At 71.8% G+C, this 23,429-nt stretch carries 23 protein-coding genes and 3 pseudogenes; 17 read left to right on the top strand and 9 right to left on the bottom strand.

Annotation, left to right across the window (positions count from 1 at the left end):
* Nucleotides 1-32: 32 nt before the first annotated feature.
* Nucleotides 33-929 carry a DMT family transporter gene (locus tag ACFWU9_RS10030; protein WP_384316199.1) on the bottom strand — a complete coding sequence of 299 codons (897 nt, stop codon included), beginning with the start codon at nucleotides 927-929 and terminating at the stop codon, nucleotides 33-35.
* Between ACFWU9_RS10030 and ACFWU9_RS10025 the strand changes: the two genes are divergently transcribed.
* The 5 genes and pseudogenes from ACFWU9_RS10025 to ACFWU9_RS10005 all read left to right on the top strand — a co-directional run.
* Nucleotides 928-2,364 carry a PLP-dependent aminotransferase family protein gene (locus ACFWU9_RS10025; RefSeq protein WP_384316197.1) on the top strand — a complete coding sequence of 479 codons (1,437 nt, stop codon included), beginning with the start codon at nucleotides 928-930 and terminating at the stop codon, nucleotides 2,362-2,364. The two genes, ACFWU9_RS10030 and ACFWU9_RS10025, sit on opposite strands and share 2 nt — an antisense overlap.
* Before the next feature lie 63 nt (nucleotides 2,365-2,427).
* On the top strand, nucleotides 2,428-2,871 hold the full coding sequence (locus ACFWU9_RS10020; protein WP_384316195.1) for a GNAT family N-acetyltransferase: 444 nt from the start codon (nucleotides 2,428-2,430) through the stop codon (nucleotides 2,869-2,871).
* Between the two features lie 31 nt (nucleotides 2,872-2,902).
* On the top strand, nucleotides 2,903-3,478 hold the full coding sequence (locus tag ACFWU9_RS10015; RefSeq protein ID WP_384316194.1) for a histidine phosphatase family protein: 576 nt from the start codon (nucleotides 2,903-2,905) through the stop codon (nucleotides 3,476-3,478).
* 146 nt (nucleotides 3,479-3,624) lie between these two features.
* The gene (locus tag ACFWU9_RS10010) at nucleotides 3,625-4,272 is read left to right on the top strand and encodes an HD domain-containing protein (RefSeq protein ID WP_384316320.1); all 648 of its coding nucleotides are present in this window, start codon (nucleotides 3,625-3,627) and stop codon (nucleotides 4,270-4,272) included.
* Nucleotides 4,260-4,721, top strand: a pseudogene (locus ACFWU9_RS10005) (DJ-1/PfpI family protein); the annotation flags it as partial. The gene ACFWU9_RS10010 and the pseudogene ACFWU9_RS10005, both read left to right, overlap by 13 nt.
* A gap of 102 nt (nucleotides 4,722-4,823) precedes the next feature.
* On the opposite strand, the pseudogene ACFWU9_RS10000 reads toward ACFWU9_RS10005, so the two are convergent.
* A pseudogene (locus tag ACFWU9_RS10000) lies at nucleotides 4,824-4,901 on the bottom strand (short-chain dehydrogenase); the annotation flags it as partial.
* 102 nt (nucleotides 4,902-5,003) lie between these two features.
* Between ACFWU9_RS10000 and ACFWU9_RS09995 the strand changes: the two are divergent.
* Nucleotides 5,004-5,843, top strand: a complete 840-nt coding sequence (locus ACFWU9_RS09995; protein ID WP_384316318.1) for a helix-turn-helix transcriptional regulator — start codon at nucleotides 5,004-5,006, stop codon at nucleotides 5,841-5,843.
* Nucleotides 5,844-5,860: 17 nt separating this feature from the next.
* Here the strand turns inward: ACFWU9_RS09995 and ACFWU9_RS09990 are convergent, their stop codons facing one another.
* A complete protein-coding gene (locus ACFWU9_RS09990) occupies nucleotides 5,861-6,727 on the bottom strand; it encodes a GyrI-like domain-containing protein (protein WP_384316193.1) in 867 nt (288 codons plus the stop codon).
* A 208-nt stretch (nucleotides 6,728-6,935) separates the two neighbouring features.
* Between ACFWU9_RS09990 and ACFWU9_RS09985 the strand changes: the two genes are divergently transcribed.
* Entirely contained in the window at nucleotides 6,936-7,355 is a 420-nt protein-coding gene (locus ACFWU9_RS09985; protein ID WP_384316191.1) for an ester cyclase, read from the top strand.
* Between the two features lie 11 nt (nucleotides 7,356-7,366).
* Here ACFWU9_RS09985 and ACFWU9_RS09980 read toward each other — a convergent pair whose 3' ends face one another.
* Nucleotides 7,367-8,077: a TetR/AcrR family transcriptional regulator gene (locus tag ACFWU9_RS09980; RefSeq protein WP_384316189.1), complete on the bottom strand. Its 711-nt coding sequence runs from the start codon at nucleotides 8,075-8,077 to the stop codon at nucleotides 7,367-7,369.
* Nucleotides 8,078-8,171: 94 nt separating this feature from the next.
* Between ACFWU9_RS09980 and ACFWU9_RS09975 the strand changes: the two genes are divergently transcribed.
* Nucleotides 8,172-8,888: an NAD(P)-dependent oxidoreductase gene (locus ACFWU9_RS09975; RefSeq protein WP_384316187.1), complete on the top strand. Its 717-nt coding sequence runs from the start codon at nucleotides 8,172-8,174 to the stop codon at nucleotides 8,886-8,888.
* A gap of 107 nt (nucleotides 8,889-8,995) precedes the next feature.
* Here the strand turns inward: ACFWU9_RS09975 and ACFWU9_RS09970 are convergent, their stop codons facing one another.
* A complete protein-coding gene (locus ACFWU9_RS09970; RefSeq protein WP_384316185.1) occupies nucleotides 8,996-9,574 on the bottom strand; it encodes a TetR/AcrR family transcriptional regulator in 579 nt (192 codons plus the stop codon).
* 85 nt (nucleotides 9,575-9,659) lie between these two features.
* Here ACFWU9_RS09970 and ACFWU9_RS09965 point away from each other — a divergent pair, with 85 nt between their 5' ends.
* Nucleotides 9,660-10,541 (top strand): SDR family oxidoreductase, encoded by an 882-nt coding sequence (locus ACFWU9_RS09965; protein WP_384316183.1) that lies wholly within the window; start codon nucleotides 9,660-9,662, stop codon nucleotides 10,539-10,541.
* Between the two features lie 154 nt (nucleotides 10,542-10,695).
* On the opposite strand, the pseudogene ACFWU9_RS09960 reads toward ACFWU9_RS09965, so the two are convergent.
* Nucleotides 10,696-10,923: pseudogene (locus ACFWU9_RS09960) on the bottom strand (hypothetical protein); the annotation flags it as partial.
* Nucleotides 10,924-11,225: 302 nt separating this feature from the next.
* Between ACFWU9_RS09960 and argC the strand changes: the two are divergent.
* From argC to ACFWU9_RS09935, 5 genes are all read left to right on the top strand, one after another.
* Complete coding sequence (argC, locus tag ACFWU9_RS09955) at nucleotides 11,226-12,254, top strand: N-acetyl-gamma-glutamyl-phosphate reductase (RefSeq protein ID WP_384316181.1); 1,029 nt, start codon at nucleotides 11,226-11,228, stop codon at nucleotides 12,252-12,254.
* A 97-nt stretch (nucleotides 12,255-12,351) separates the two neighbouring features.
* Nucleotides 12,352-13,521 (top strand): bifunctional glutamate N-acetyltransferase/amino-acid acetyltransferase ArgJ, encoded by a 1,170-nt coding sequence (gene argJ, locus ACFWU9_RS09950; RefSeq protein ID WP_384316179.1) that lies wholly within the window; start codon nucleotides 12,352-12,354, stop codon nucleotides 13,519-13,521.
* Nucleotides 13,518-14,507: an acetylglutamate kinase gene (gene argB / locus ACFWU9_RS09945; RefSeq protein ID WP_384316177.1), complete on the top strand. Its 990-nt coding sequence runs from the start codon at nucleotides 13,518-13,520 to the stop codon at nucleotides 14,505-14,507. The genes argJ and argB overlap by 4 nt, the downstream gene beginning before the upstream one ends.
* On the top strand, nucleotides 14,504-15,718 hold the full coding sequence (locus ACFWU9_RS09940; protein WP_384316175.1) for an acetylornithine transaminase: 1,215 nt from the start codon (nucleotides 14,504-14,506) through the stop codon (nucleotides 15,716-15,718). The genes argB and ACFWU9_RS09940 overlap by 4 nt, the downstream gene beginning before the upstream one ends.
* A 7-nt stretch (nucleotides 15,719-15,725) precedes the next feature.
* Complete coding sequence (locus ACFWU9_RS09935; RefSeq protein ID WP_384316173.1) at nucleotides 15,726-16,382, top strand: arginine repressor; 657 nt, start codon at nucleotides 15,726-15,728, stop codon at nucleotides 16,380-16,382.
* Between the two features lie 25 nt (nucleotides 16,383-16,407).
* On the opposite strand, the gene ACFWU9_RS09930 is transcribed toward ACFWU9_RS09935, so the two are convergent.
* Nucleotides 16,408-17,151 (bottom strand): L,D-transpeptidase, encoded by a 744-nt coding sequence (locus tag ACFWU9_RS09930; protein WP_384316171.1) that lies wholly within the window; start codon nucleotides 17,149-17,151, stop codon nucleotides 16,408-16,410.
* 52 nt (nucleotides 17,152-17,203) lie between these two features.
* Entirely contained in the window at nucleotides 17,204-17,818 is a 615-nt protein-coding gene (locus ACFWU9_RS09925) for a pyridoxamine 5'-phosphate oxidase family protein (protein WP_384316169.1), read from the bottom strand.
* 69 nt (nucleotides 17,819-17,887) lie between these two features.
* On the opposite strand from ACFWU9_RS09925, the gene ACFWU9_RS09920 reads away from it, so the two are divergent.
* The 3 genes from ACFWU9_RS09920 to argH all read left to right on the top strand — a co-directional run bounded on the left by ACFWU9_RS09920 (nucleotide 17,888) and on the right by argH (nucleotide 21,123).
* Nucleotides 17,888-18,295, top strand: coding sequence for a DUF488 domain-containing protein (locus ACFWU9_RS09920; RefSeq protein WP_384316167.1), 408 nt, complete (start codon nucleotides 17,888-17,890; stop codon nucleotides 18,293-18,295).
* Nucleotides 18,296-18,356: 61 nt separating this feature from the next.
* Entirely contained in the window at nucleotides 18,357-19,550 is a 1,194-nt protein-coding gene (locus tag ACFWU9_RS09915; protein WP_384316165.1) for an argininosuccinate synthase, read from the top strand.
* Nucleotides 19,551-19,695: 145 nt separating this feature from the next.
* The gene (gene argH, locus ACFWU9_RS09910; RefSeq protein ID WP_384316163.1) at nucleotides 19,696-21,123 is read left to right on the top strand and encodes an argininosuccinate lyase; all 1,428 of its coding nucleotides are present in this window, start codon (nucleotides 19,696-19,698) and stop codon (nucleotides 21,121-21,123) included.
* 70 nt (nucleotides 21,124-21,193) lie between these two features.
* On the opposite strand, the gene ACFWU9_RS09905 is transcribed toward argH, so the two are convergent.
* Complete coding sequence (locus tag ACFWU9_RS09905; RefSeq protein WP_384316161.1) at nucleotides 21,194-23,413, bottom strand: NADP-dependent isocitrate dehydrogenase; 2,220 nt, start codon at nucleotides 23,411-23,413, stop codon at nucleotides 21,194-21,196.
* Nucleotides 23,414-23,429 lie beyond the last annotated feature (16 nt).

Raw genomic sequence — 23,429 nt, 5'->3', positions numbered from 1 at the left:
CGCCGGGCCGACGAAGGTCCGGCCAACGCGCCCTAGGCGCGGGCGCGTTGGGTGATCGCGATGCACAGCAGTACGGCGACGGCCGCCAGCGGCGCGGCCGTCGCCGGACGCTCCCCGAGCAGCAGCACCGCCCAGACCAGGGTCAGCAGCGGCTGGGCGAGCTGGAGCTGGCTGGCCCTCTCGATCCCGATCGAGGCCATGCCCCGGTACCAGACATAGAGGCCGAAGAAGGTCGACCCCGCCGCCACCCACACGAGGCCCGTCACGCCCTGTGCCGTCAGCCGTACCGGCTCGAAGGACAGGGACACGGCCGCGACCAGCAGATTGAGCGGCAGACAGGCGACCAGCGCCCAGTCGATCACCTGCCAGCCGGGCATCAGCCGCGCCAGTCTCCCGCCCTCCGTGTAGCCCGCCGCACAGACCAGCAGCGCGCCGAACAGATACAGATCACCGGCCGAGACCGCCCCGCCGCTCTGCTGGAGGGTGAAGGCGATCACCACGGCCGCGCCCGCGACGGCCGCGCCCCAGAACGTGGCCGAGGGGCGCCTGCCCGTACGCAGGGCCGAGAGCGCGGCGGTGCTCAGCGGCAGCAGCCCCACCACGACGGCGGCGTGCGCGGTGGTCGAGGTCCGCAGCGCCAGCGTCGTCAGCATCGGGAAGCCGACCACCACACCGGAGGCCACCACGGCGAGCGCTCCCCAGTGCCGCCGCTCCGGGACGGGCACGCGGAGCGCCAGCAGGAAGCAGCCCGCGGTCAGGGCGGCAAGCACGCCGCGTATCGCGACCAGGGACCAGGGGCCGAAGCTCTCCAGCCCCCAGACGGTCGCCGGGAAGGTGAGGGAGAAGGCGAGGACGCCCGCCGCCGCGAGAAGTGTGCCGCCGGTGACCGCTACCGGCACCGGACGAGTAGCGCTATCCTGTGCTGTCATGCAAGAGCGTAGCAGTGTGGCCGAGTTGGCAAAATCTCTGCGAGAAGAGGTCAACCGCTACTCGGCGGGTGGAAAGCTGCCGTCCAGCCGGGAGCTGGTTGAGCGGTACCGGGTCTCGCCGGTGACCGTCTCCCGGGCGCTCGCCCAGCTCTCCGCCGAGGGGCTGGTCGTCACTCGCCCCGGCGCCGGGTCCTTCCGCGCGCCCGCCCGCCCCGGCACACCCCGGCCCGGTGACACCTCCTGGCAGGAGGTCGCGCTCAGCGCCGACGCCACCAGCGAACTCGTCCCGCGCAGCGTCGACTCCTCCGCCGTGCTGAGCACCCTCGCGGTGCCCCCGCCCGGAGTGATCGAGTTCAACGGCGGCTATCTGCACTCCTCCCTCCAGCCCGAACAGGCCATGGCCGCCGCCCTGGCCCGCGCCGGCCGTCGCCCCGGCGCCTGGAGCCGTCCGCCCACCGACGGACTGCCCGAACTCCGCCAGTGGTTCGCCCGCGACATCGGCGACGCCTGGACCTCCGCCGAACTCCTCGTCACCTCAGGCGGCCAGAGCGCCCTGACCACCGCGCTGCGCGCCCTCGCCCCGCCCGGTGCGCCCGTCCTCGTCGAATCACCCACCTACCCCGGCATGCTCGCCATCGCCCGGGCCGCCGGACTGCGGCCCGTCCCGGTCCCCCTGGACCGCGACGGCGTACGCCCCGAACTCCTCGCCGCCGCCTTCCGGGCCACCGGCGCACGCGTCTTCGTCTGCCAGCCCCTCTTCCAGAACCCCACCGGAGCGGTCCTCTCCGCGGCGCGCCGGCCCGAGGTGCTGCGGATCGCCCGGGAGGTGGGCGCCTTCGTCGTCGAGGACGACTTCGTGCGCCTCCTCGCCCACGAGGACGCCGGGCCGCTGCCCCGTACGCTCGCCGCCGACGACCACGACGGAGTCGTCGTCCACGTCTGCTCCCTCACGAAGGCGACCTCGCCCAGCTTCCGCGTCGGCGTGCTCGCCGCCCGGGGCCCGGTGCTCGAACGCCTGCGCGCCATCCATGTCGTCGACTGCTTCTTCGTCGCCCGCCCCCTCCAGGAGGCCGCACTCGAACTCGTCGGCTCACCCGCCTGGAACCGCCATCTGCGCTTTCTCGCGGGGGAGTTGCGCGACCGCAGGAACACCCTGGCCGGCGCCGTCGGCCGGCAGCTGCCCGAACTCGCCCTGCCGCACATCCCCTCCGGCGGCTACCACCTGTGGCTGCGCCTGCCCGACGGCACCGACGAGCAGGCCCTCGTCTCCGCCGCCCTGCGCGCGGGCGTCGCCGTCACCCCCGGCCGCCCGTACTTCTGCGCGGAACCCTCCGCCGCCCATCTGCGGCTCGGCTACGCGGCCGTCGCGGGACCCCAGGAGATCGCCGAGGGCGTGCGGCGGCTCCGTACCGCCTGTGACGAGGTGCTGGGCTGACCCCCCGCCTCGATCGTGGCATCCGCCACTGACAACGCCGCCGCCACCTGGCAGCCTTCCGCCATGAGTGAGACGACGACCTCCGCCGCGTACGAGATCTCGACCGACCCCGCGCGCCTCGACGCGGACCGGATCCACCGCTGGCTGTCCACGGACGCGTACTGGGCGCTCGGCCGTGAGCGCGACGTCCAGGACAGGGCGATCGCGGGGTCGCTCAACTTCGGTGTCTACGACAGGGTCTCGGGCGAACAGGTCGCGTACGCCCGTGTCGTCACCGACCACGCCACCTTCGCCTGGCTCTGCGACGTGTACGTCGACCCGGTCGCCCGCGGGAAGGGCGTCGGCACCGAACTGGTCGCCGCCGCACGCGACCGACTCGCCCCCCTCGGACTGCGGCGCATGATGCTGGCCACGGAGGACGCCCACGGCGTCTACGAGAAGGTGGGGTTCAAGTCGCTCGAAAACCCCCTCATGTGGATGACTCTGGACCTTCGGGACCCCTCTTGACCTGTGCCACTTTCGGGATCACGATCCCGGCATGAGTGTTCGGGTCACGTTGGTCGCCGCCGCGCGCAGCTCAGCCCCACTTGCCGAACGATTCGACGACGACCGTCCTCTCGACCAGGCCGGCTGGCACGAGGTGCAGCTCGTCGCGCACTCGCTCGTGCCACTGGCCGCCGCCGAGCTGCGCTACTGCTCGCCCACCGCGCGCAGCCGCGCCACCGGTGAGGCCCTCGGCTACGCGCCCCTGGTCCAGCCGGCCCTCCGGGACTGCGACATGGGCCGCTGGCGCGGCTGCACCTTCGCGGACGTGGCCGCGCGTGAACCCGCCGCCGTGGACGCCTGGCTCGCCGACCCCCGCTCGGCCCCCCACGGCGGCGAACCGCTGCTCACGTTCATCTCCCGCATAGGCGGCTGGCTGGACACGCGCCCCGCCGACGACATCGGTGCCATCGTGGCGGTCGCCGAACCGGCGGTCATCAGGGCGGCCCTCGTCTACGCCCTGCACGCCCCCGCGCCGACCTTCTGGAACGTGGACGTCCGCCCGCTGTCCACCATCACCCTCATGGGATCCCCCGGCCGCTGGAGCCTGCGTCTCGACGCCCGCGTCTGACCGCTCGGCGGAGAGCCGTGTCCGTATCTGTGGGTCATACGGCCCTGTGGTCATGGCACACGGCTCCTCGGCTCAGGAGACTGGAGGTGTGGGTGGGGAGAACCGCCCACGCACCGAGCGCAGAGCAGAAGGACCAGGTGATGACGATGGCCGACGACCTCTCCGTGGCAGCGGGCGTGACCGTGCCGGACACGAAGCTCGCGCGGGAGGCGACCGAGCTCGTGGGCGACACGGTGAGCGAGCTGATCTACGACCACTCGCGCCGCGTCTACTTCTTCGGCAGCCTCCAGGGGCGCAACCGGGACTTCGGCTTCGACCCCGAACTCCTCTACATCGGCGCCATGTTCCACGACCTGGGCCTCGGTGAGCCCTTCCACGGCAGCGGGCGGCGCTTCGAGGTGGACAGCGCCGACGAGGCACGCCGCTTCCTCCGGGCGCACCAGGTGCCCGAGGACAGCGTCCGCCGGGTGTGGACCGCGATCGCCCTGCACACGACGCCGGGGGTCCCCGAGTTCATGGAGCCGGAGGTGGCGCTGGTGACCGCGGGCGTCGAGTACGACGTGCTCGGCATCGGGTACCACGACATCAGCGAGGACGACCGCGCCGCCGTGGTCGCGCTGCACCCGCGCCCCGGCTTCAAGCAGCGCATCCTCGGCGCGTTCACCGACGGCGTCCGCGACAAGCCGGAGACCACCTTCGGCAACGTCAAGGCCGATGTCCTCGCGCACTACGTGCCCGGCTTCGAGCGCGGCGACTTCGTCCGGACGATCCTGGACTCGCAGTGGCCCGAGTGACCGTGGCCGTGGTGGCGTTCGACGGGGTGCAGCTCCTCGACGTCACGGGCCCGGCCGAGGTGTTCACCACGGCCAACATGTTCGGCGCCGACTACGACGTACGGATCGTCTCCCCGGACGGTACGGACGTACGTACGTCCTCGGGCGTACGCGTCGGCGTCGACGGCGGACCGGACACGCTGCCCGCCCGGCCGCACACGGTGGTGGTGCCCGGCCGGAGCGACTGGCGGCGCGCCGTCGCCGACCGGGCGCTCGTCTCCCTCGTCGAAGAACTGCTGGGACGCTCACGCCGGATCACCTCCGTCTGCGCCGGCGCGTTCGTACTGGCCGAGACGGGCGCCCTCGACGGGCGGCGCGCCGCGACGCACTGGAGGCTGGCGCCGCAGCTCGCCACCGCGTATCCGCGGGTCCGCGTCGAGGCGGACCCGGTCTTCGTGCGGGACGGCGGGATCGTCACGTCCGCCGGTGTCACCGCCGGGATCGACCTCGCGCTCTCCCTGGTGGAGGAGGACCACGGCGCGGGGGTGGCGCGCGAGGTCGCCCGCGAACTGGTGACCCGCCGCGACGAGCCGGCGGGCGGTCTCGTGACCAAGTCCTTTGTTCGCTCCGGTGATCAGTGTTGTTGTCATGCCCGCAGCCTTCGGCAGCGCCGGGCCGTCAACCAGACGTCGGGTTTTCCTGGGACCGGCGGTACCAGGAACCGGCGCCGCCGGAGGAGCACACTGGTGGACATGGCGGACAAGGAATTCGGACGGGCGGTACGGCGGTGGCGCGACCGGGTCCCGCCGGAGACCGCCGGGCTCTCCACCGGCGGCCACCGGCGCGCGCCGGGACTGCGCCGCGAGGAGCTGGCGATGCTGGCCGGCATCTCCGCCGACTACATCACCCGCCTCGAACAGGGCCGCGCCGCCAACCCCTCGACACAGGTCGTCGAGTCCCTGGCCAGAGCCCTGCGGCTGTCGGCGACGGAACGCGAGCATCTGTTCCGGCTGGCCGGGCTGGCGCCGCCGGGACCCAGGACCGTACCCGCCTACCTCACCCCGAGCGTCCAGCGTCTGCTGGACAGACTCGCCGGGACACCCGTCGCCGTGTACGACGCGTCCTGGACGCTGCTCACGGCCAACCCGCCGTACGCCGCGCTGATGGGCGACCCGTCCGACCGGCGCGGCGGCGCGCGCAACGGTGTGTGGCGGCACTTCCTCGGCCCCGGCACGCGCGCCCGGCACACGCCCGAGTCCCTGCGCGTCTTCGAGACCGCGCTCGTCTCCGACCTGCGCGCCGCCGCCGGCCGCTATCCGGCCGACCGGCGGCTACGCGGGCTGGTCGCCGAACTGCGCGCGGGCAGCGACCGGTTCGCCGAGCTGTGGGACTCCGGGACCGTCGGGCAGCACGAGGCGGCGCGCAAGACCATCGACCATCCGCAGGTGGGAGCCCTGACGCTGGACTGCGACGTACTCACCGTCGCCGGGAGCGACCTGCGCATCATGATCTACACGGCCGAGCCCGGCACGGAGGACGCCGAACGCCTCGCGCTGCTCACCGTCCTCGGCACCCAGACGCTCGTCGGGTGAGCGCGAGAGGGCCGGGATCAGCCCCGCTCCCGCTCCACCGGAAGCCACAGCTCGGCGTCCGCCTCCGCCGTGCCCGGGGACATACGGGTGCGCAGGATCTCCGGGCCGGGGCGGCTGCGGTACGGGTTGGACGGGAACCACTGCGTGAAGACGTCCCGCCACAGCTCCTGGATGGCCTCCGGCGCCGGTCCGGAGGTGGTGAAGACCGCCCAGGTGCCGGCCGGGACACGCAGAACGGTGGTGCCTTCCGGGGCCCCGGCCGATGTGATCACCCCGTGGTAGTAGTCGAGTCCGGTGCCTTCGGCGCGGCCCGGGTCCAGGTCGTCGCAGACCGCGAGGATGCCCCCGGGCTCCTGGTCGGACAGCTTCTCCAGGGCCTCCACGATCCGGGGGTCGGCCCCGCGGACGAAGTCGATGATCGCCTGGTTCGGTCCCGCGTGCACCAACGGCACCCGGGCCTTGAGGCCGACCACGCTGAAGTCCTGCCTGTCCACCACTCGATAGCGCATGCTGCTGTTCCCTTCGACGGTGAGGCGGAAGGACAACCGGGGCTGGGACACGAGCGCCGCGCCGGTACGGCGGGCCTCGGCCGGCCCGACACCGTGCATGGCGCGGAACGCCCGCGCGAACGCCTCGCCGGAGCCGTAGCCGTAGCGCACCGCGATCTCCAGCAGGGACCGGCGCCCCGCCAGCACCTCCGCGCCCGCGACCGTGAGCCGACGCCGCCGTAGGTACTCCGACAGCGGCATGCCCGCCAGCGCGGAGAACATCCGGCGCAGGTGGTACTCCGACGTGGCCGCGATCCTCGCCAGCTCGGCCGTCTCGACCCGCTGGTCGAGACGGTCCTCAAGGTGCTCCAGGCTCCGGTTGAGACGCTCCAGCACTCCGGTCTCCTTCCTCTTTCGCACGCACCACGCTAGGAGCCGGGCACCCGGTCCGACCCGACATCCTGTGCCCGATCGGGTCGGGTACGCCGTCCCGCGGGTCCTTCCCGTCCACGGCCGCACCGGTGTGCGGCGCCGGTGGTTGACCTTGTCGCGACGGCAGGGTCTCTACTGGGACCACACCCACCCGAGGAGAGGAACCACGACCATGTCCCCCGAGCGGAATCTGGCCGTCATGCGCACCGCCTACAGGACGCTCCAGAGCGGTGACCTCGACGCGTGCGCCGAGCTCGTGACGGAGGACTTCATCGCCAACCTCCCCGGCCTCCCCGACCCGTTGCACGGCCGGGAGGTCTGGAGGCTCGGGACGCAGGCCATGCTCGAAGCCTTCCCCGACCTGCGGATCCGGGTCGAGGACATGTTCGGCGCCGACGACAAGGTGACGGTCCGCGTCCACTTCCGGGGCACCCACCGGGGCACGTTCCAGGGGATCGAGCCGACGGGACGGACGGTGGACTACCGCAGCATCGAGATCTACCGCCTGGAGGGCGGGAGGATCGCCGAGGAGTGGGTCGCTCCGGACATGACGACCCTGATGCGGCAGATCTCGTCCGGCACGGACGGCTGAGCGCGGGCCCCTCATCCGCTCCCGGCGCTCGCGTCCGCGGCCTCGTCCGGGTGCAGGGCGTCGAGGATCAGGGCCAGGCCGAAGGGGAACTCGTCACCGTAGGCGTAGCCGGGCTTGAGAGCGTGTTCCACGGCGAGTTCGGTGAGGTGCGGGTAGGCGTCCGAGGCCATGTCGCCGAGGATGTTCCCCGCGACCTCGTCCAGCTCCTCCGAGCTGTTGAACGGCAGGCTCACCTCCTGGATCACGAAGCCGTACAGATAGCTGTCGATCAGCGACACGGCGTGCGCGGCCATCGGGACGGAGAATCCTCCCGCGCGCAACGCGCCGATGACCGCGTCGTGGTGGCCGAGGGTCGCCGGGCCGGGCCGGGTGCGCGAGTCCATCAGACCGACGGCCCACGGGTGGCGCAGCAGAACGGCGCGGGCGGACTCCGCGCGGCGGCGCATGGCGCTCTTCCAGTCCGTGCCGCGCGGCGGCAGCTCGATCTCGCCGAACACCGCGTCCACCATGCCGTCGAGGATGTCCTCCCTCCCCGCGACATGGTGATAAAGCGACATCGCCTCGACGCCCAGCGGCTCCGCGACGGCCCGCATGGTGAGCGCGGCCGAGCCCTTCTCGTCCGCGACCGCCACCGCCGTGCGGATCACACGCTCGCGGCTGAGCGGCGTACGCGCCGTGGCCTTGCGCCCACCCCCGCCGCCGCCCCTGCTTCCCTCGGGCATCCGCCCTCCTCCTCGCTCCTCTTGACCGCCTTACGGCATAAGGCTAACTTGCCTTACAACATAAGGTTCGCCATCCCGCCGGAGGGGCTGCGTCATGGGCACGGAGAAAGCGAAGAAGGTCTGCGTCGTCGGGGCTTCGGGGAAGCTCGGGCAGTACATGGTTCGCCACGCGCTGGACCGCGGTTACGAGGTGGTCGGCGTCTGCCGCGAGCGCAGCGTGCCGAAACTGGCCGCCTTCGAGGGCCGGATGACCGTCGTCCCCGGTGCCACCAACGACCCGGAGGTGATACGGCGGGCGGTCGCCGGGTGCGACGGGGTGCTGACGGTGCTGGTGCCCTGGGGCGTCCAGCAGTACTCGTCCGGCACGGCGCAGGCGGTGCTCGACCACGCGCGGCCGGGCGCGCGCCTGGTCTTCTCCTGCGGCTGGCACATCACCCGCGACGGCAAGGACACGTACTCGCGGATGTTCCGGGCGGCGCTCGGAGCCGCGGCCGTGCTGGGCAAGCTGGTCCGCTTCGCCGAGATCGACGACCAGGTGGAAGCGTGCCGCCGGGTGTTCGCCAGCGACACCGCGTGGACCGTGGTGCGCGGCAGCACCCTGAAGGAGGGCGAGAGCGAGGGCCTGCCGGTCTGGAGCCGGCATGTGGGCGACCCCGTCCTGGCCAGCAATCTGACGCGTCGTGTGGACTACGCGCTGTTCATGGTGGAGGCGCTGACCGACGACACCCTGATCAGGGAGGCCCCGGCGATCGTCGGCTGCCGCACCCCGAGCGCCCTGGCCCACGCGGGCGGCCCCAACGACAAGGCGTAGGTCCCCTCTTCGGGGCCTGCGGGGGTCGGGACCGGTCGTGGCCGCGGCGACCGGCGGCGACCCGGGGCGGTTCCGTCACCCCGGTGGCGCGGCGCGGGGCGGTTCCGTCAGCCCAGCGACGCGGTGGCCGTACGCAGCTCGTCCAGGGCCGACAGGACGTACCCCGCGAGTTCGTCCTGCGCGCCCCGGTCGGCGTCGGACCACTCGACGTATCCCCGTTTGAAGGCGAGGACGCCCAACTCGCCCGCGAGGGCGGCGATCGGATCCGGTACGCCGCGGGCGACGAGAGCCGATGTCATCGCGGCCGCGAGGCTGACGCTCTTGAGGGCGTCACGCTCCTGGAGCTCGGTGCTCGCGGCGACGGCCGCCTTCAGACGAGGGGCGATCTCCCGGTTCATCGGCCCCATCGCGCTGGACGCGCGCTCAAGGCCGGCCGCGACCGCTCCGAGCGGACCGACGCCGGCGGGCGCTTCGGCGATCCCCTCCGTGAGCAGCCGGCTCAGCGTCTCCTGTCCGGCCACCAGCAGCTCGCGCTTGTCCGGGAAGTACCGGAAGAACGTGCTCTTGGTGACCCCCGCGCGCTCGGCGATCTGCGCGACCGTCGTCGCGTCGTACCCCTGCTCCGTGAACAGGTCGACGGCGGCCATGACAAGCCGTTCGCGCGCCCCTGGTTCCCACCGACCCATAGCCGCATCATACGTGATGGGACTCTTGTCCCATCACCCTGCTACGCTGATGGGACAAGAGTCCCATCACTTGCGGGAGAGCTCCATGCATGTCTTCGTCACCGGCGGCACCGGTCTGATCGGCTCCGCCGTCGTCGCCGAACTCCTCGGCAACGGCCACACCGTCCTCGCCCTCGCCCGCTCCGACGCCTCCGCACTGGCCGCCAAGGCGGCCGGCGCCGAGCCGCTCCGGGGAGGTCTCGCCGATCTCGACACCCTTCGCGCCGGCGCCGCCCGGTCCGACGGGGTGATCCATCTGGCGTTCGCCAACGACTTCAGCAGCGCCGACGCCCTCGTGAAGGCGGTCGACGAGGAGACCGCCGCCCTCGCGGCCCTCGGAGAGGAACTGGCGGGCAGCGAGCGCCCGTTCGTCACCGCCTCGGGTACGCCCCACGCGCCGGGCCGCGCCTCCGTCGAGTCCGACCCGGTGTCGACGGACGGGCCCGTGGGAGGTCGCGGTCGCGCCGTTACGGCGACGCTCGGCCTGGCCTCGCGCGGGGTCCGGAGCGCGGCCGTACGGCTGCCGCGCACGGTGCACCACCGGGGCGCGGGCGGGTTCGCCGGTCTGCTGGCCGGGATCGCACGCGGGTCCGGAGTCTCCGGTTATCCGGGCGACGGCGAGCAGCGCTGGCCGGCCGTGCACGCGCTCGACGCGGCGGTCCTCTTCCGGCTCGCCCTGGAGCGGGCCCCGGCAGGCACCGCCTGGCACGCGGTGGACGACGAGGGGGACAGGGTGCGCGACATCGCCCTGGTCATAGGACGACGGCTGGGCCTGCCGGTCCGGTCGGTGCCGGCCGAGACGTACGGCCCTCTCGCCTCGATCTTCTCGATCGACCAGCCCTCGTCCAGCGCCCACACCCGTGAGGCCCTCGGCTGGCGGCCGAAGCACCCCCGCCTCCTGGAGGACCTGGAGAACATCCAGCCCTGACCCGGGGACCGGTTCGGCTAGAAGAGGCCGGTCCGCATGTGTGCGAGAGGTTCTCCAGGATCTCGCGCAGCCATGGGCGACGGACGGCGGGCAGGCGGACCAGGGTGTGCGCGAACACCCCCGCGTCGACCCGGAAGTGGCCGTGAGGGTGCGACAGGGGCGGGTCGATGCCGCGCGCCGCCGCCTCGTCCGGGCGGATCCGGTCCCAGGTCCGCCAGGGCGGCCCCGTGGGCTCCGGTTCCACGGCGAAGGTGCCCGGTTCCATGAGCACCGGGAGCTGGATCCCGTTCCCGTACTTCTGATGGGCGTGGGCCGGCAGGGCGACCTGGGAGAGCGGGGCGGTCAGCTCGGCGCCGCACCCCGTACACACGAAAACGAACAGATGTCCTCCGCGACCGAGACGGAGGCATCGTCCCAGCCCGGCGACGGCACGCCAACGTGTTTTCGGCGCCGGCCCGGCCCGCCCGTCGGCGCGTCACCGACCCGCCGACGTGCGCACGGTCCCTGCCGTTGTCCTGTACGCCGGGACACGGACGAGGGGACCGCGGGACGGCGTCATCTGGACTTCGGCCACGGAAGGCCACACCATCACGGCGAGGCGCGAGGAGGCGCCGTGCACCCCCCTGACCATTGCATAAAGCTGCGGAGCTACGTATAGTCATGCCATCGGCTAGGAGGGTTTCGATGGCAGTACGTGCAGCGGTGGCGGGAGCCAGTGGATACGCCGGGGGAGAAGTGCTCCGCCTGCTCCTCGGGCACCCCGGCGTCGAGATCGGCGCTCTCACCGGGAACTCTAACGCCGGGCAGCGTCTCGGCACGCTCCAGCCCCACCTCGGTCCGCTGGCCGAACGGGTCCTGGAGCCGACCCGTCCCGACGTGCTCGCCGGGCACGACGTAGTCTTCCTCGCGCTGCCGCACGGGCAGTCCGCCGCTGTCGCCGAGCAGTTGGGCGACGACGTCCTCGTCGTCGACATGGGCGCGGACTTCCGGCTCAAGGACGCCGGCGACTGGGAGACGTTCTACGGCTCCGCCCATGCCGGCACCTGGCCCTACGGCCTCCCCGAACTGCCGGGCAGCCGCGCCGCGTTGGAGGGGTCCAGACGCGTCGCGGTGCCCGGCTGCTATCCGACGGCCGTCTCGCTCGCGCTCTTCCCGGCGTACGGCGCCGGCCTGGTCGAGCCCGAGGCCGTCATCACCGCCGCCACCGGCACCTCCGGCGCGGGCAAGGCAGTCAAGCCGCATCTGCTCGGCTCCGAGGTCATGGGCTCCATGAGCCCGTACGGCGTCGGCGGCGGCCACCGGCACACCCCCGAGATGATCCAGAATCTCAGCGCCGTGGCGGGCGAGCGGGTCGGCGTCTCCTTCACCCCCACCCTCGCCCCCATGCCGCGCGGCATCCTCGCCACCTGCTCCGCCAAGGCGCGTCCGGACGTCAGCGCGGCGGACGTACGCGGCGCGTACGAGAAGGCGTTCGCCGACGAGCCGTTCGTCCAGCTCCTGCCCGAGGGCCAGTGGCCGGCGACCGCGTCCGTGTACGGCTCCAACGCCGTTCAGGTCCAGGTCGCCCTCGACGAGAACGCCCGGCGCCTCATCGCCATCAGCGCCATCGACAATCTCACCAAGGGCACGGCCGGCGGCGCGATCCAGAGCATGAACATCGCCCTCGGCCTGCCCGAGGAGACCGGACTGCCCGCCACCGGCGTCGCACCATGAGCCCGACTCCGTACCGCAACGCCACGAGCGACAGCACTGACAGCACCGACAGCACCGACACCACCGACAGCACCACCCGGCCGAAGAAGGAGATGCAGTGAGCGTCACCGCAGCAGGCGGCTTCACGGCGGCGGGCATCGCCGCCGGGATCAAGGACAGCGGCGCCCCGGACCTGGCCCTCGTGGTCAACACCGGGCCGCGCCGCGCCGCCGCAGGCGTCTTCACCTCCAACCGGGTCAAGGCCGCCCCCGTCCTCTGGTCGGAACAGGTCGTCAAGGGCGGGCAGATCTCCGCCGTCGTCCTCAACTCCGGTGGCGCCAACGCCTGTACGGGTCCCCAGGGATTCCAGAACACCCACGCCACGGCGGAGAAGGTCGCCGAGGCACTGAACGTGGCCGACCCCGACGCGCACAGCTCCGGCGAGATCGCCGTCGCCTCGACCGGGCTCATCGGTATCCACCTCCCGATGGACAAGCTCCTGCCCGGAATCGAGAAGGCCGCGGCCGAACTCTCCCCGCACGGCGGCGAGAAGGCCGCCATCGCCATCAAGACCACCGACAGCGTGCACAAGACGGCCGTGGCGGGCGGCGACGGCTGGACCGTCGGCGGCATGGCCAAGGGCGCCGGCATGCTCGCGCCCGGACTCGCCACGATGCTCGTCGTGCTCACCACCGACGCCGACGTCGAGGGCCCCGCTCTCGACTCGGCCCTGCGCGCCGCCACCCGTACCACCTTCGACCGGGTCGACTCCGACGGCTGCATGTCCACCAACGACACCGTGCTGCTGCTCGCCTCCGGCGCCTCCCGGGTGACGCCCGGGTACGAGGAGTTCGCGGAGGCCGTCCGTACGGTCTGCGACGATCTCGGCCGTCAGCTCATCGGCGACGCCGAGGGCGCCAGCAAGGACATCCGTATCGAGGTGATCAACGCGGCCACCGAGGACGACGCCGTCGAGGTGGGCCGCTCGGTCGCCCGCAACAACCTCCTCAAGTGCGCGCTGCACGGCGAGGACCCCAACTGGGGCCGGGTGCTCTCCGCGATCGGCACGACCTCCGCCGCCTTCGACCCCGACCGGCTGGCTGTCGCCATCAACGACATCTGGGTCTGCCGCGACGGCTCCGTCGGCGAGGACCGCGACCTCGTCGACATGCGCTTCCGGGAGGTCCGGATCACCGCCGACCTCGCCGCCGGCACCGAGTCGGCCGTCATCTGGACCAACGACCTCACGGCCGACTACGTCCACGAGAACAGCGCGTACAGCTCATGACCGCGCGCAAGCACACCGCGCTGCCCAAGGCGCAGATCCTCATCGAGGCGCTGCCCTGGCTGACCCGCCACAACGGCAAGATCGTCGTGATCAAGTTCGGCGGCAACGCCATGGTCGACGAGGATCTCAAGGCCGCCTTCGCCCAGGACGTCGTCTTCCTGCGCCAGGCAGGTCTCCGGCCGGTCGTCGTGCACGGCGGCGGCCCCCAGATCAGCGCACAGCTCGACCGGCACGGGCTGGTCAGCGAGTTCAAGGCCGGGCTGCGCGTCACGACGCCCGAGGCGATGGACGTCGTACGGATGGTGCTCGCCGGCCAGGTGCAGCGTGAGCTCGTCGGACTGCTCAACCAGCACGGTCCGCTCGCCGTCGGTATGACGGGCGAGGACGCGCACACCATCTCCGCCACCCGGCACCGGCCGCTCATCGACGGCGAGCCGGTCGACATCGGCCGTGTCGGCGAGATCACCGCGATCGACCCGGGCGCCATCGTCGCGCTGCTCGCCGACGGCCGTATCCCGGTCATCTCGTCGATCGCGCGCAGCGCCGACGACGGGCACATCTACAACGTCAACGCGGACACCGCCGCCGCCGCGCTCGCCGCGGCCCTCGGCGCCGAGACGCTGATGGTCCTCACCGATGTCGAGGGCCTCTACGAGGACTGGCCGAACAACGACGACGTGATCAGCAGGCTTACGGCGACCGAGCTGGAGAAGCTGCTTCCCGAGCTGTCCAGCGGCATGGTGCCGAAGATGGAGGGCTGTCTGTTCGCCGTCCGCAACGGGGTCAACACCGCCCGCGTGCTCGACGGCCGCGTCCAGCACTCGATCCTGCTGGAGATCTTCACCGACTCCGGCATCGGCACGATGGTCGTCCCCGACGGCCGGGAGCGCGGAACCGCGCGGACGGCGATGACCACGACGAGCGGGACGACCGCACCGACCGCACCGACCGCGGTGGGAGAAACGACCGAAGGGGGAGCAGCATGACCGACGACAGCAACCAGGAGCTGACGCGGCGCTGGCAGCAGGTGATGGCCGACAACTACGGCACCCCCAAGCTCTCCCTCGTACGCGGCGCCGGAGCCACCGTCTGGGACGCCGACGGCAACGCCTACACCGACTTCGTCGGCGGCATCGCCGTGAACGCCCTCGGCCACGCCCACCCCGCCGTCGTCGACGCGGTCACCCGACAGATCTCCGCCCTCGGCCATGTGTCGAACCTGTACGTCGCCGGCCCGCCGGTCGCCCTCGCGGAACGGCTCGTCGCTCTCGCCGACCGCCCCGGCCGAGTCTTCTTCTGCAACTCCGGCGCCGAGGCGAACGAAGCCGCGTTCAAGATCGGCCGGCTGACCGGCCGGCCCCACATGGTGGCCACCGACGGCGGCTTCCACGGCCGCACGATGGGCGCGCTCGCGCTCACCGGACAGCCGTCGAAGCGGCAGCCGTTCCTCCCGCTGCCCGGCGACGTCACACACGTTCCGTACGGAGACGCCGACGCGCTCAGGGCGGCCGTCACCGAGGAGACCGCGCTGCTGGTCGTCGAGCCGATCCAGGGGGAGAACGGCGTCGTCGTACCGCCCCGGGGCTATCTCGAGGCGGCCAGGGAGATCACCCGGGCCACCGGCACCCTGCTGGTGCTCGACGAGGTCCAGACGGGGATCGGACGGACCGGGCACTGGTTCGAGTACCAGGCCCACCAGAGCGTCGAGCCCGATGTCGTCACGCTCGCCAAGGGCCTCGGCGGCGGTCTGCCGATCGGCGCCACGCTCGCCTTCGGCCCGGCGGCGGACCTGCTCAAGCCCGGCCAGCACGGTACGACCTTCGGCGGCAACCCGGTCGCCTGCGCCGCCGGACTCGCCGTGCTGGACACGCTCGGCGCGGACGGCGCGCTCGACACGGTGAAGCGGCTGGGGGAGAAGCTGCGGGACGGAATCGAGGCGCTCGGGCACCCGCTGGTCTCTCATGTCCGTGGCGCGGGGCTGCTGCTGGGTATCGTGCTCACCGAGCCACTCGCGCCACAGGTGCAACAGGCGGCTCAGGATGCCGGTCTTCTGGTGAACGCGCCAGTCCCCGATGCCGTACGGCTGATGCCGCCGCTGATCATCGGCGACGACGAGGTGGAAACGTTCCTCCGGGCCCTGCCCGGCATCCTCGACACCGTCCACGCGACCCACGGGGACGGACGATCCGGGGAATGAGACGACGATGACCGAGGCGCAGGCACCACCAGAGCACAACGGCACCCACACGGACGGCGCGGACGGAACGGGCGGCGCGGGCGGCACGGCGGGGGCCGACGGCACGGCCGGTGCCGGCGGAGCGGCCGGGGACACGGAAGGGGCCGAGCAGCACATCGGCCCGTCCGTACCCCAGACCCGCACCGCGCGCCACCGCCGGATCGTGGACATCCTCAACCGGCAGCCCGTCCGCAGCCAGAGCCAGCTCGCGAAGCTCCTCGCCGACGACGGTCTGAACGTCACCCAGGCGACGCTCTCGCGCGACCTGGACGAGCTGGGCGCCGTGAAGATCCGCAACACCGGCGGTGAGCTGATCTACGCGGTCCCCAGCGAGGGCGGCTACCGCACCCCGCACGCGCCGCTCGGCGAGTCGGCGAAGGAGGAGCGGATGCGGCGGCTCTCCGGCGAACTGCTCATCTCCGCCGAGGCCTCCGCGAACCTCGTGGTGCTCCGTACGCCGCCGGGCGCCGCCCAGTTCCTCGCCTCGGCCATCGACCAGGCCGAACTGCGCCCCATCCTCGGCACCATCGCCGGCGACGACACGCTGCTGCTGATCAGCCGCGACCCGGCGGGCGGGCAGGCGCTCGCGGACCATCTGCTGCGGCTGGCCCAGAAGGACGGCTGAGCACCCGCGGGCGGGTGGCGCCGGTTCAGTACCTCGTGATCGCCGTACGGCCCGAAGCCGTGCCCACCGCGATGTGCGGGGAGCGCGCGGGGTCGGCCCATGCCAGGACGCGGCTCATGGCCCCGGCCGGTACGGAGACACAACCGGCCGTCGCCCCCTTGCCGTTGACATGCAGGAAGATGCCGGCGCCCCGGCCGCGCACGGGCCGGTCGTAGTTGAAGCCGATGACCAGAGCGTGGGCGTACTGGGCGCCGTACGCGGTCAGCCGCTCCGCCTCCGCCGCACGGCAGTCGGCCGGCAGCCCCTCGACCCAGCGGTTGTACGCGCGCGAGTCGTTGTCCTGGCACCACCAGGACCGTTCGGTCACCGGGCGGTAGGCGAAACGGGTCCCGGCCGGGGCGGGCCGGATGCCGAAGGCGTACGGCAGGTCGTACAGCCCCGTCGGTGTGGTCGAGGTGCCCTGCACGCGCTCGGTGCCCCCGACCAGCCCGCCGGCCCCGAACCGCGCGTCGGCCGATCCCGCCGCCACCCAGTGCTTCCCGCGCCGGTCCCACCAGGTGAGCCGCCCCGTGGTCGCGCCGGTGGTGGCGGCCTCGGCGGTGATGAGCTGGCTGCCGCCGCCGGTGTCCGCCATCCGCTCGGGCAGCGGTACGGAGGTGTCGGCGAGGGCCGCACGGCCCGACGGGGCGGCCCCGGCCGCGACGGGACCCGCCCCGACGGTGGCGACGACGGCGAGCAGGACCGAGCCGAGCGTGAGAAGGGTGCGCATGCTCGGACCGTACGCCCGCCGCCGGATGACGGCCTCTCAGCTCGCGGCCGGGCTACGCCGAACGGGGCGCGGCGGCCTCTGCGGGCCCGTCCGTGCGCGCGGGCAGCGGCAGCGGCAGGGCGGGCAGCCCGTCCAGGCTCACCCCCACGTACTCCTTCTTCTCGCAGTACGCCGCGAACTCCTCGTCCGTCTTCCTGGCGAAGTGCTCCGCGTGCTGCGTGCGCTCCTGCCGGTAGTCCATGAAGGGGACGGCGAAGCCGCACGAGTCGCTGATCCGTACCGCGCCGACCAGGATGATCGCCCGCGCGCTCGGCCCGTCCGCGTCGGCGAACCGCCCGATGTACTGCGCCCAGCGCGGGTCGTCCCGGAAGATCGGCTCCCCGCGCCCGTGGACCCGCAGGATCTTCGGCGGTCCGTCGAACGCGCACCACATCAGGGTGATGCGGCCGTTCTCCCGCAGATGGGCGATGGTCTCGGCGCCGCTGCCGCCGAAGTCGAGATAGGCGAGCGTCGACTCGTCCAGTACGACGAGGGTGCCGGAGCGGCCCTTGGGGGAGACGTTGACGTGACCGTCGTCGGCGAGCGGGGCCGTTGCGGTGAAGAAGAGGGGCTGTTCCTCGATGAACGTACGTATGCGGCCGTCGATTCGTTCGTAGTGCTTTCCCATGGCATTTATTGTCGGCGCCGACTGTCGCGCGCGTCGAGTCGTGACCGAGGACGGGATGGGCCGGGACGCATGACGAAGAAGAGACCGACGCACGAGGTGGCCGTCCGACGGGTCTACGAGGCGCCGGGGCCCGACGACGGGACCCGGGTGCTCGTCGACCGGCTCTGGCCGCGCGGGCTGGCCAAGGCCGAGGCCTCGTTCGACGACTGGCTGAAGGACGCGGCCCCCTCGGCGGAGCTGCGGAAGTGGTACGGGCACGACCCGGGGAAGTACGAGGAGTTCGCCGACCGGTACCGCGTGGAGCTGGCGGAATCCGGCTCGGCCGCCGCCGGGGCGCTGGAACGGCTCCGGGAGCTGGCCGCCGACGGCACCCTCACGCTGCTCACCGCCACGAAGGACCTGGAGCACAGCCATCCCCTGGTGCTGGCGGCGGAGATCACGGAGAGCGCCGGAGGGGCCAGTCGCGGCCCACATTGACAAAACATACGGAGGACTGCATAGTTATACCCATCAGCGTATGCACCGTAAGGAGAAACCCGTGACCGAGCGCGTCGTACTCGCCTACTCGGGAGGCCTGGACACCTCCGTCGCCATCGGCTGGATCGCCGAGGAGACGGGCGCCGAGGTCATCGCCGTCGCCGTGGACGTCGGTCAGGGCGGCGAGGACCTGGACGTCATCCGCAAGCGCGCGCTCGCCTGCGGTGCGGTCGAGGCCGAGGTCGCGGACGCCAAGGACGAGTTCGCCGAGGGGTACTGCCTCCCGGCGATCAAGGCCAACGCGCTGTACATGGACCGGTACCCGCTCGTCTCGGCGCTCTCCCGGCCGACGATCGTCAAGCACCTCGTCGCCGCGGCCAAGAAGCACGGCGCCGACACCGTCGCCCACGGCTGCACCGGCAAGGGCAACGACCAGGTCCGTTTCGAGGCCGGCATCGTCGCCCTCGCCCCCGAGCTGAAGTGCATCGCCCCGGTCCGCGACTACGCGATGACCCGTGACAAGGCGATCGCGTTCTGCGAGGAGAAGAACCTCCCGATCGCGACCACCAAGAAATCCCCGTACTCCATCGACCAGAACGTTTTCGGACGGGCCGTCGAGACGGGCTTCCTGGAGGACATCTGGAACAGCCCGATCGAGGACATCTACGAGTACACCTCCAACCCGGCGGAGCCCCGCGAGGCCGACGAGGTCGTCATCTCCTTCAAGGCCGGCGTCCCGGTCGCCATCGACGGCAAGCCGGTCTCCGTCCTCCAGGCGATCCAGCAGCTCAACGAGCGGGCCGGCGGCCAGGGCATCGGCCGGATCGACATGGTCGAGGACCGGCTCGTGGGCATCAAGTCCCGCGAGGTGTACGAGGCCCCGGGCGCGATCGCGCTGATCACCGCCCACCAGGAGCTGGAGAACGTCACCGTCGAGCGTGAGCTGGCGCGGTACAAGCGGCAGGTCGAGCAGCGGTGGGGCGAGATGGTCTACGACGGCCTGTGGTTCTCCCCGCTCAAGCGCGCCCTGGACGGCTTCATCAACGAGGCCAACCAGCACGTCACCGGCGACATCCGGATGACCCTGCACGGCGGCCGGGCCGTCGTCACCGGCCGGCGCTCGGAGGAGTCGCTGTACGACTTCAACCTGGCGACGTACGACTCGGGCGACACCTTCGACCAGTCCAAGGCACAGGGCTTCATCGAGCTGTTCGGCCTCTCCGCGAAGATCGCCGCGAAGCGCGACCTGGCGTAGTTCGTCTTCCCCGCCCCTTGCCGAAAGTCCTCGATCGCCGGACGGGCTCATCCCGAGCCCGTCCGGCGATCGGGGTCCGGGGTCCGGGGCGGAGCCCGGCCCTCCCTACCGCACACCCACGACCGCACTCCAAGGAGCTCCCGCAGTGAGCAGCAACACCGGTGACGTCCGGCTCTGGGGCGGCCGTTTCGCCGACGGTCCCGCCGAGGCCCTGGCCAAGCTCTCCGCGTCCGTGCACTTCGACTGGCGCCTCGCGCCGTACGACATCGCGGGCTCCCGCGCGCACGCGCGCGTGCTCAGCAAGGCCGGTCTCCTCGACGAGGAGGAGCTGGACCGGATGCTCGCGGGGCTCGACCGGCTGGAGGCGGCCGTCGCCGACGGCTCCTTCACCGGGACCATCGCCGACGAGGACGTCCACACCGCGCTCGAACGCGGCCTGCTCGAACAGCTCGGCCCGGACCTCGGCGGCAAGCTGCGCGCCGGCCGGTCCCGCAACGACCAGGTCGCCACCCTCTTCAAGATGTATCTCCGCGACCACGCGCGGATCATCGGCGGGCTGCTCGCCGAGCTCCAGGACGCGCTGGTCGGCCTCGCCGAGGCGCACCCGGACGTCGCGATGCCGGGCCGTACGCATCTTCAGCACGCCCAGCCGGTGCTCTTCGCCCACCATGTGCTGGCGCATGTGCAGTCCCTGTCGCGGGACGCGGAGCGGCTGCGGCAGTGGGACGAGCGGACGGCGGTCTCCCCGTACGGATCGGGCGCGCTGGCCGGGTCGTCGCTGGGGCTCGACCCGGAGGCGGTCGCCGCGGACCTCGGCTTCGAGCACGGCTCGGTCGCCAACTCGATCGACGGCACGGCCTCGCGGGACTTCGTCGCCGAGTTCGCCTTCATCACCGCGATGATCGGGGTCAATCTCTCGCGGATCGCCGAAGAGGTGATCATCTGGAACACGAAGGAGTTCTCCTTCGTCACGCTGCACGACGCCTTCTCCACCGGCTCGTCGATCATGCCGCAGAAGAAGAACCCGGACATCGCCGAGCTGGCGCGTGGCAAGTCGGGCCGGCTCATCGGCAATCTGACGGGGCTGATGGCCACGCTCAAGGCGCTGCCGCTCGCGTACAACCGCGATCTTCAGGAGGACAAGGAGCCGGTCTTCGACTCCTGCGACCAGCTGGAGGTCCTGCTCCCCGCGTTCACCGGCATGATGGCGACGCTCACCGTCAACCGGGAGCGGATGGCGGAGCTGGCCCCGGCCGGTTTCTCGCTCGCCACCGACATCGCCGAGTGGCTGGTACGGCAGGGTGTGCCGTTCCGCGTCGCGCACGAGGTCGCGGGTGAGTGCGTCAAGACGTGCGAGAAGGAGGGGATCGAGCTGGACGAGCTGACCGACGAGCAGTTCGCCTCGATCTCGGAGCATCTGACTCCGGAGGTCCGTACGGTTCTCGACGTCTCCGGCGCGCTGGCGTCGCGCGACGGGCGCGGCGGTACGGCGCCCTCGGCGGTCGCGGTCCAGCTCGCCGAGGTGAAGACCGACCTGGCGATCCAGCACGCGTGGGCGACGGCGAAGAGGTGACCGCGCATTCCGCACGGTCGCCGGACGGGCTCGGGTCGGGCCCGTCCGGCTTCCCGGTCGCGCGGCCGGATCAGCCCAGGGTGGAGATCGCCTGGTTGAACGTCTTCGACGGCCGCATCACGGCCTCGGCCTTGGCCGGGTCGGGCTGGTAGTAGCCGCCGATGTCGGCCGGCGAGCCCTGCACGGCGAGGAGTTCCTCGACGATCGTGCCCTCCTGCTCGGTCAGCGTCTTGGCGAGAGCCGCGAACGAGGAGGCGAGCTCGGCGTCCTCGGTCTGCCTGGCCAGCTCCTGCGCCCAGTAGAGGGCGAGATAGAAGTGGCTGCCGCGGTTGTCGATCCCGCCGACCTTGCGGCTGGGCGACTTGTTCTCGCTCAGGAACGAGCCGGTGGCGCGGTCGAGCGTGTCGGCCAGCACCTGGGCGCGCGCGTTGCCCGTGGTCGTCGCGAGGTGCTCGAAGCTGACGGCCAGTGCGAGGAACTCGCCCAGGCTGTCCCAGCGCAGGTAGTTCTCCTTGACGAGCTGCTGTACGTGCTTCGGCGCCGAGCCGCCCGCGCCCGTCTCGAAGAGCCCGCCGCCGTTGATGAGCGGCACGACCGAGAGCATCTTGGCGCTCGTACCGAGCTCCAGGATCGGGAAGAGGTCGGTCAGATAGTCACGCAGGACATTGCCGGTGACCGAGATGGTGTCCTCACCGCGCCGGATGCGCTCCAGCGAGAACGCGATCGCCTCGACGGGCTTCATGATCTCGATGCTGAGGCCCTCGGTGTCGTGCTCGGGCAGGTACGCGTTGACCTTGGCGATCAGGTTGGCGTCGTGCGCGCGGCCCTCGTCCAGCCAGAACACGGCCGGGTTGCCGGTGGCGCGGGCGCGGCCGACGGCGAGCTTGACCCAGTCCCGGATCGGCACGTCCTTGGTCTGGCACATCCGGAAGACGTCGCCGGCGCTGACCGTCTGCTCCAGTACGGCGTCGCCCGCCGTGTCCACGACGCGCACCGTGCCGGTGGCCGGGATCTCGAAGGTCTTGTCGTGGCTGCCGTACTCCTCGGCCGCCTGCGCCATCAGACCGACGTTGGGCACCGAACCCATGGTGGAGGGGTCGTAGGCGCCGTTGGCGCGGCAGTCGTCGATGACGACCTGGTAGATGCCCGCGTAGCTGCTGTCGGGGATGACGGCGAGCGTGTCGGCCTCGGCGCCGTCCGGGCCCCACATATGGCCGGAGGTGCGGATCATGGCCGGCATCGACGCGTCGACGATGACATCGCTCGGCACGTGCAGGTTGGTGATGCCCTTGTCGGAGTCGACCATCGCGAGAGCGGGGCCCTCCGCCAGCTCGGCGGTGAAGGACTCGGCGATCTTCGATCCGCCGGGCAGCGACTCCAGGCCCTTGAGGATGCCGCCGAGACCGTCGTTGGGGCTCAGACCGGCCTCGGCGAGCGCGTGACCGTGCTCCGCGAACGTCTTGGGGAAGAAGGCGCGCACGGTGTGGCCGAAGACGATCGGGTCGGAGACCTTCATCATCGTGGCCTTGAGGTGCACCGAGAAGAGCACGTCCTCGGCCTTGGCGCGGGCGATCTGCGCGGTGAGGAACTCACGCAGCGCGGCGACGCGCATCGCGGACACGTCCACGACCTCGCCGGCCAGCACGGGTACCGACTCACGCAGGACGGTGGTGTTCCCGTCGTCGCCCACCAGCTCGATCCGCAGCGAGCCGTCCTCGGTCATCACGGCGGACTTCTCGGTGGAGCGGAAGTCGTCGGCGTCCATGTGCGCGACGTTGGTCTTCGAGCCGGCCGTCCAGGCGCCCATCCGGTGCGGGTGCGCCTTGGCGTAGTTCTTCACCGAGGCGGGGGCGCGGCGGTCCGAGTTGCCCTCGCGCAGCACCGGGTTCACCGCGCTGCCCTTGACCTTGTCGTAGCGCGCCCGTACGTCCTTGTCCTCGTCGGACCTCGGGTCGTCCGGGTAGTCGGGGAGCGCGTAACCCTGCTGCTGGAGCTCGGCGATCGCGGCCTTCAGCTGCGGGATCGACGCCGAGATGTTCGGCAGCTTGATGATGTTGGCCGCGGGAGTCTTGGCCAGGGCGCCGAGCTCCGCCAGGGCGTCGTCGATCCGCTGTCCCGGTTCGAGACGGTCGGCGAAACCGGCGATGATCCGCCCCGCCAGGGAGATGTCACGGCGCTCCACCGTGACCCCGGCCGTCGAGGCATAGGCCTCGACCACAGGCAGGAATGAGTAGGTGGCCAAGGCCGGGGCCTCGTCGGTGTGCGTGTAGATGATGGTCGAGTCTGTCACCGGGTGCTCCGCTCCA

It is taken from the genome of Streptomyces sp. NPDC058653 (genome assembly GCF_042716895.1).
GTDB lineage: Bacteria > Actinomycetota > Actinomycetes > Streptomycetales > Streptomycetaceae > Streptomyces.
The sequence above is the reverse complement of the archived record's forward strand: the minus strand, read 5'-3'. Positions and strand labels throughout refer to the sequence as shown.

Coding starts and splice junctions, on each gene's coding strand:
- ACFWU9_RS10025 (WP_384316197.1), top strand. CDS start 928: ATGCAAGAGCGTAGCAGTGTGGCCGAGTTGGCAAAATCTCTGCGAGAA.
- ACFWU9_RS10030 (WP_384316199.1), bottom strand. CDS start 929: ATGACAGCACAGGATAGCGCTACTCGTCCGGTGCCGGTAGCGGTCACC.
- ACFWU9_RS10020 (WP_384316195.1), top strand. CDS start 2,428: ATGAGTGAGACGACGACCTCCGCCGCGTACGAGATCTCGACCGACCCC.
- ACFWU9_RS10015 (WP_384316194.1), top strand. CDS start 2,903: ATGAGTGTTCGGGTCACGTTGGTCGCCGCCGCGCGCAGCTCAGCCCCA.
- ACFWU9_RS10010 (WP_384316320.1), top strand. CDS start 3,625: ATGGCCGACGACCTCTCCGTGGCAGCGGGCGTGACCGTGCCGGACACG.
- ACFWU9_RS09995 (WP_384316318.1), top strand. CDS start 5,004: ATGGCGGACAAGGAATTCGGACGGGCGGTACGGCGGTGGCGCGACCGG.
- ACFWU9_RS09985 (WP_384316191.1), top strand. CDS start 6,936: ATGTCCCCCGAGCGGAATCTGGCCGTCATGCGCACCGCCTACAGGACG.
- ACFWU9_RS09980 (WP_384316189.1), bottom strand. CDS start 8,077: ATGCCCGAGGGAAGCAGGGGCGGCGGCGGGGGTGGGCGCAAGGCCACG.
- ACFWU9_RS09975 (WP_384316187.1), top strand. CDS start 8,172: ATGGGCACGGAGAAAGCGAAGAAGGTCTGCGTCGTCGGGGCTTCGGGG.
- ACFWU9_RS09970 (WP_384316185.1), bottom strand. CDS start 9,574: ATGGGTCGGTGGGAACCAGGGGCGCGCGAACGGCTTGTCATGGCCGCC.
- ACFWU9_RS09965 (WP_384316183.1), top strand. CDS start 9,660: ATGCATGTCTTCGTCACCGGCGGCACCGGTCTGATCGGCTCCGCCGTC.
- argC (WP_384316181.1), top strand. CDS start 11,226: ATGGCAGTACGTGCAGCGGTGGCGGGAGCCAGTGGATACGCCGGGGGA.
- argB (WP_384316177.1), top strand. CDS start 13,518: ATGACCGCGCGCAAGCACACCGCGCTGCCCAAGGCGCAGATCCTCATC.
- ACFWU9_RS09940 (WP_384316175.1), top strand. CDS start 14,504: ATGACCGACGACAGCAACCAGGAGCTGACGCGGCGCTGGCAGCAGGTG.
- ACFWU9_RS09935 (WP_384316173.1), top strand. CDS start 15,726: ATGACCGAGGCGCAGGCACCACCAGAGCACAACGGCACCCACACGGAC.
- ACFWU9_RS09930 (WP_384316171.1), bottom strand. CDS start 17,151: ATGCGCACCCTTCTCACGCTCGGCTCGGTCCTGCTCGCCGTCGTCGCC.
- ACFWU9_RS09925 (WP_384316169.1), bottom strand. CDS start 17,818: ATGGGAAAGCACTACGAACGAATCGACGGCCGCATACGTACGTTCATC.
- ACFWU9_RS09920 (WP_384316167.1), top strand. CDS start 17,888: ATGACGAAGAAGAGACCGACGCACGAGGTGGCCGTCCGACGGGTCTAC.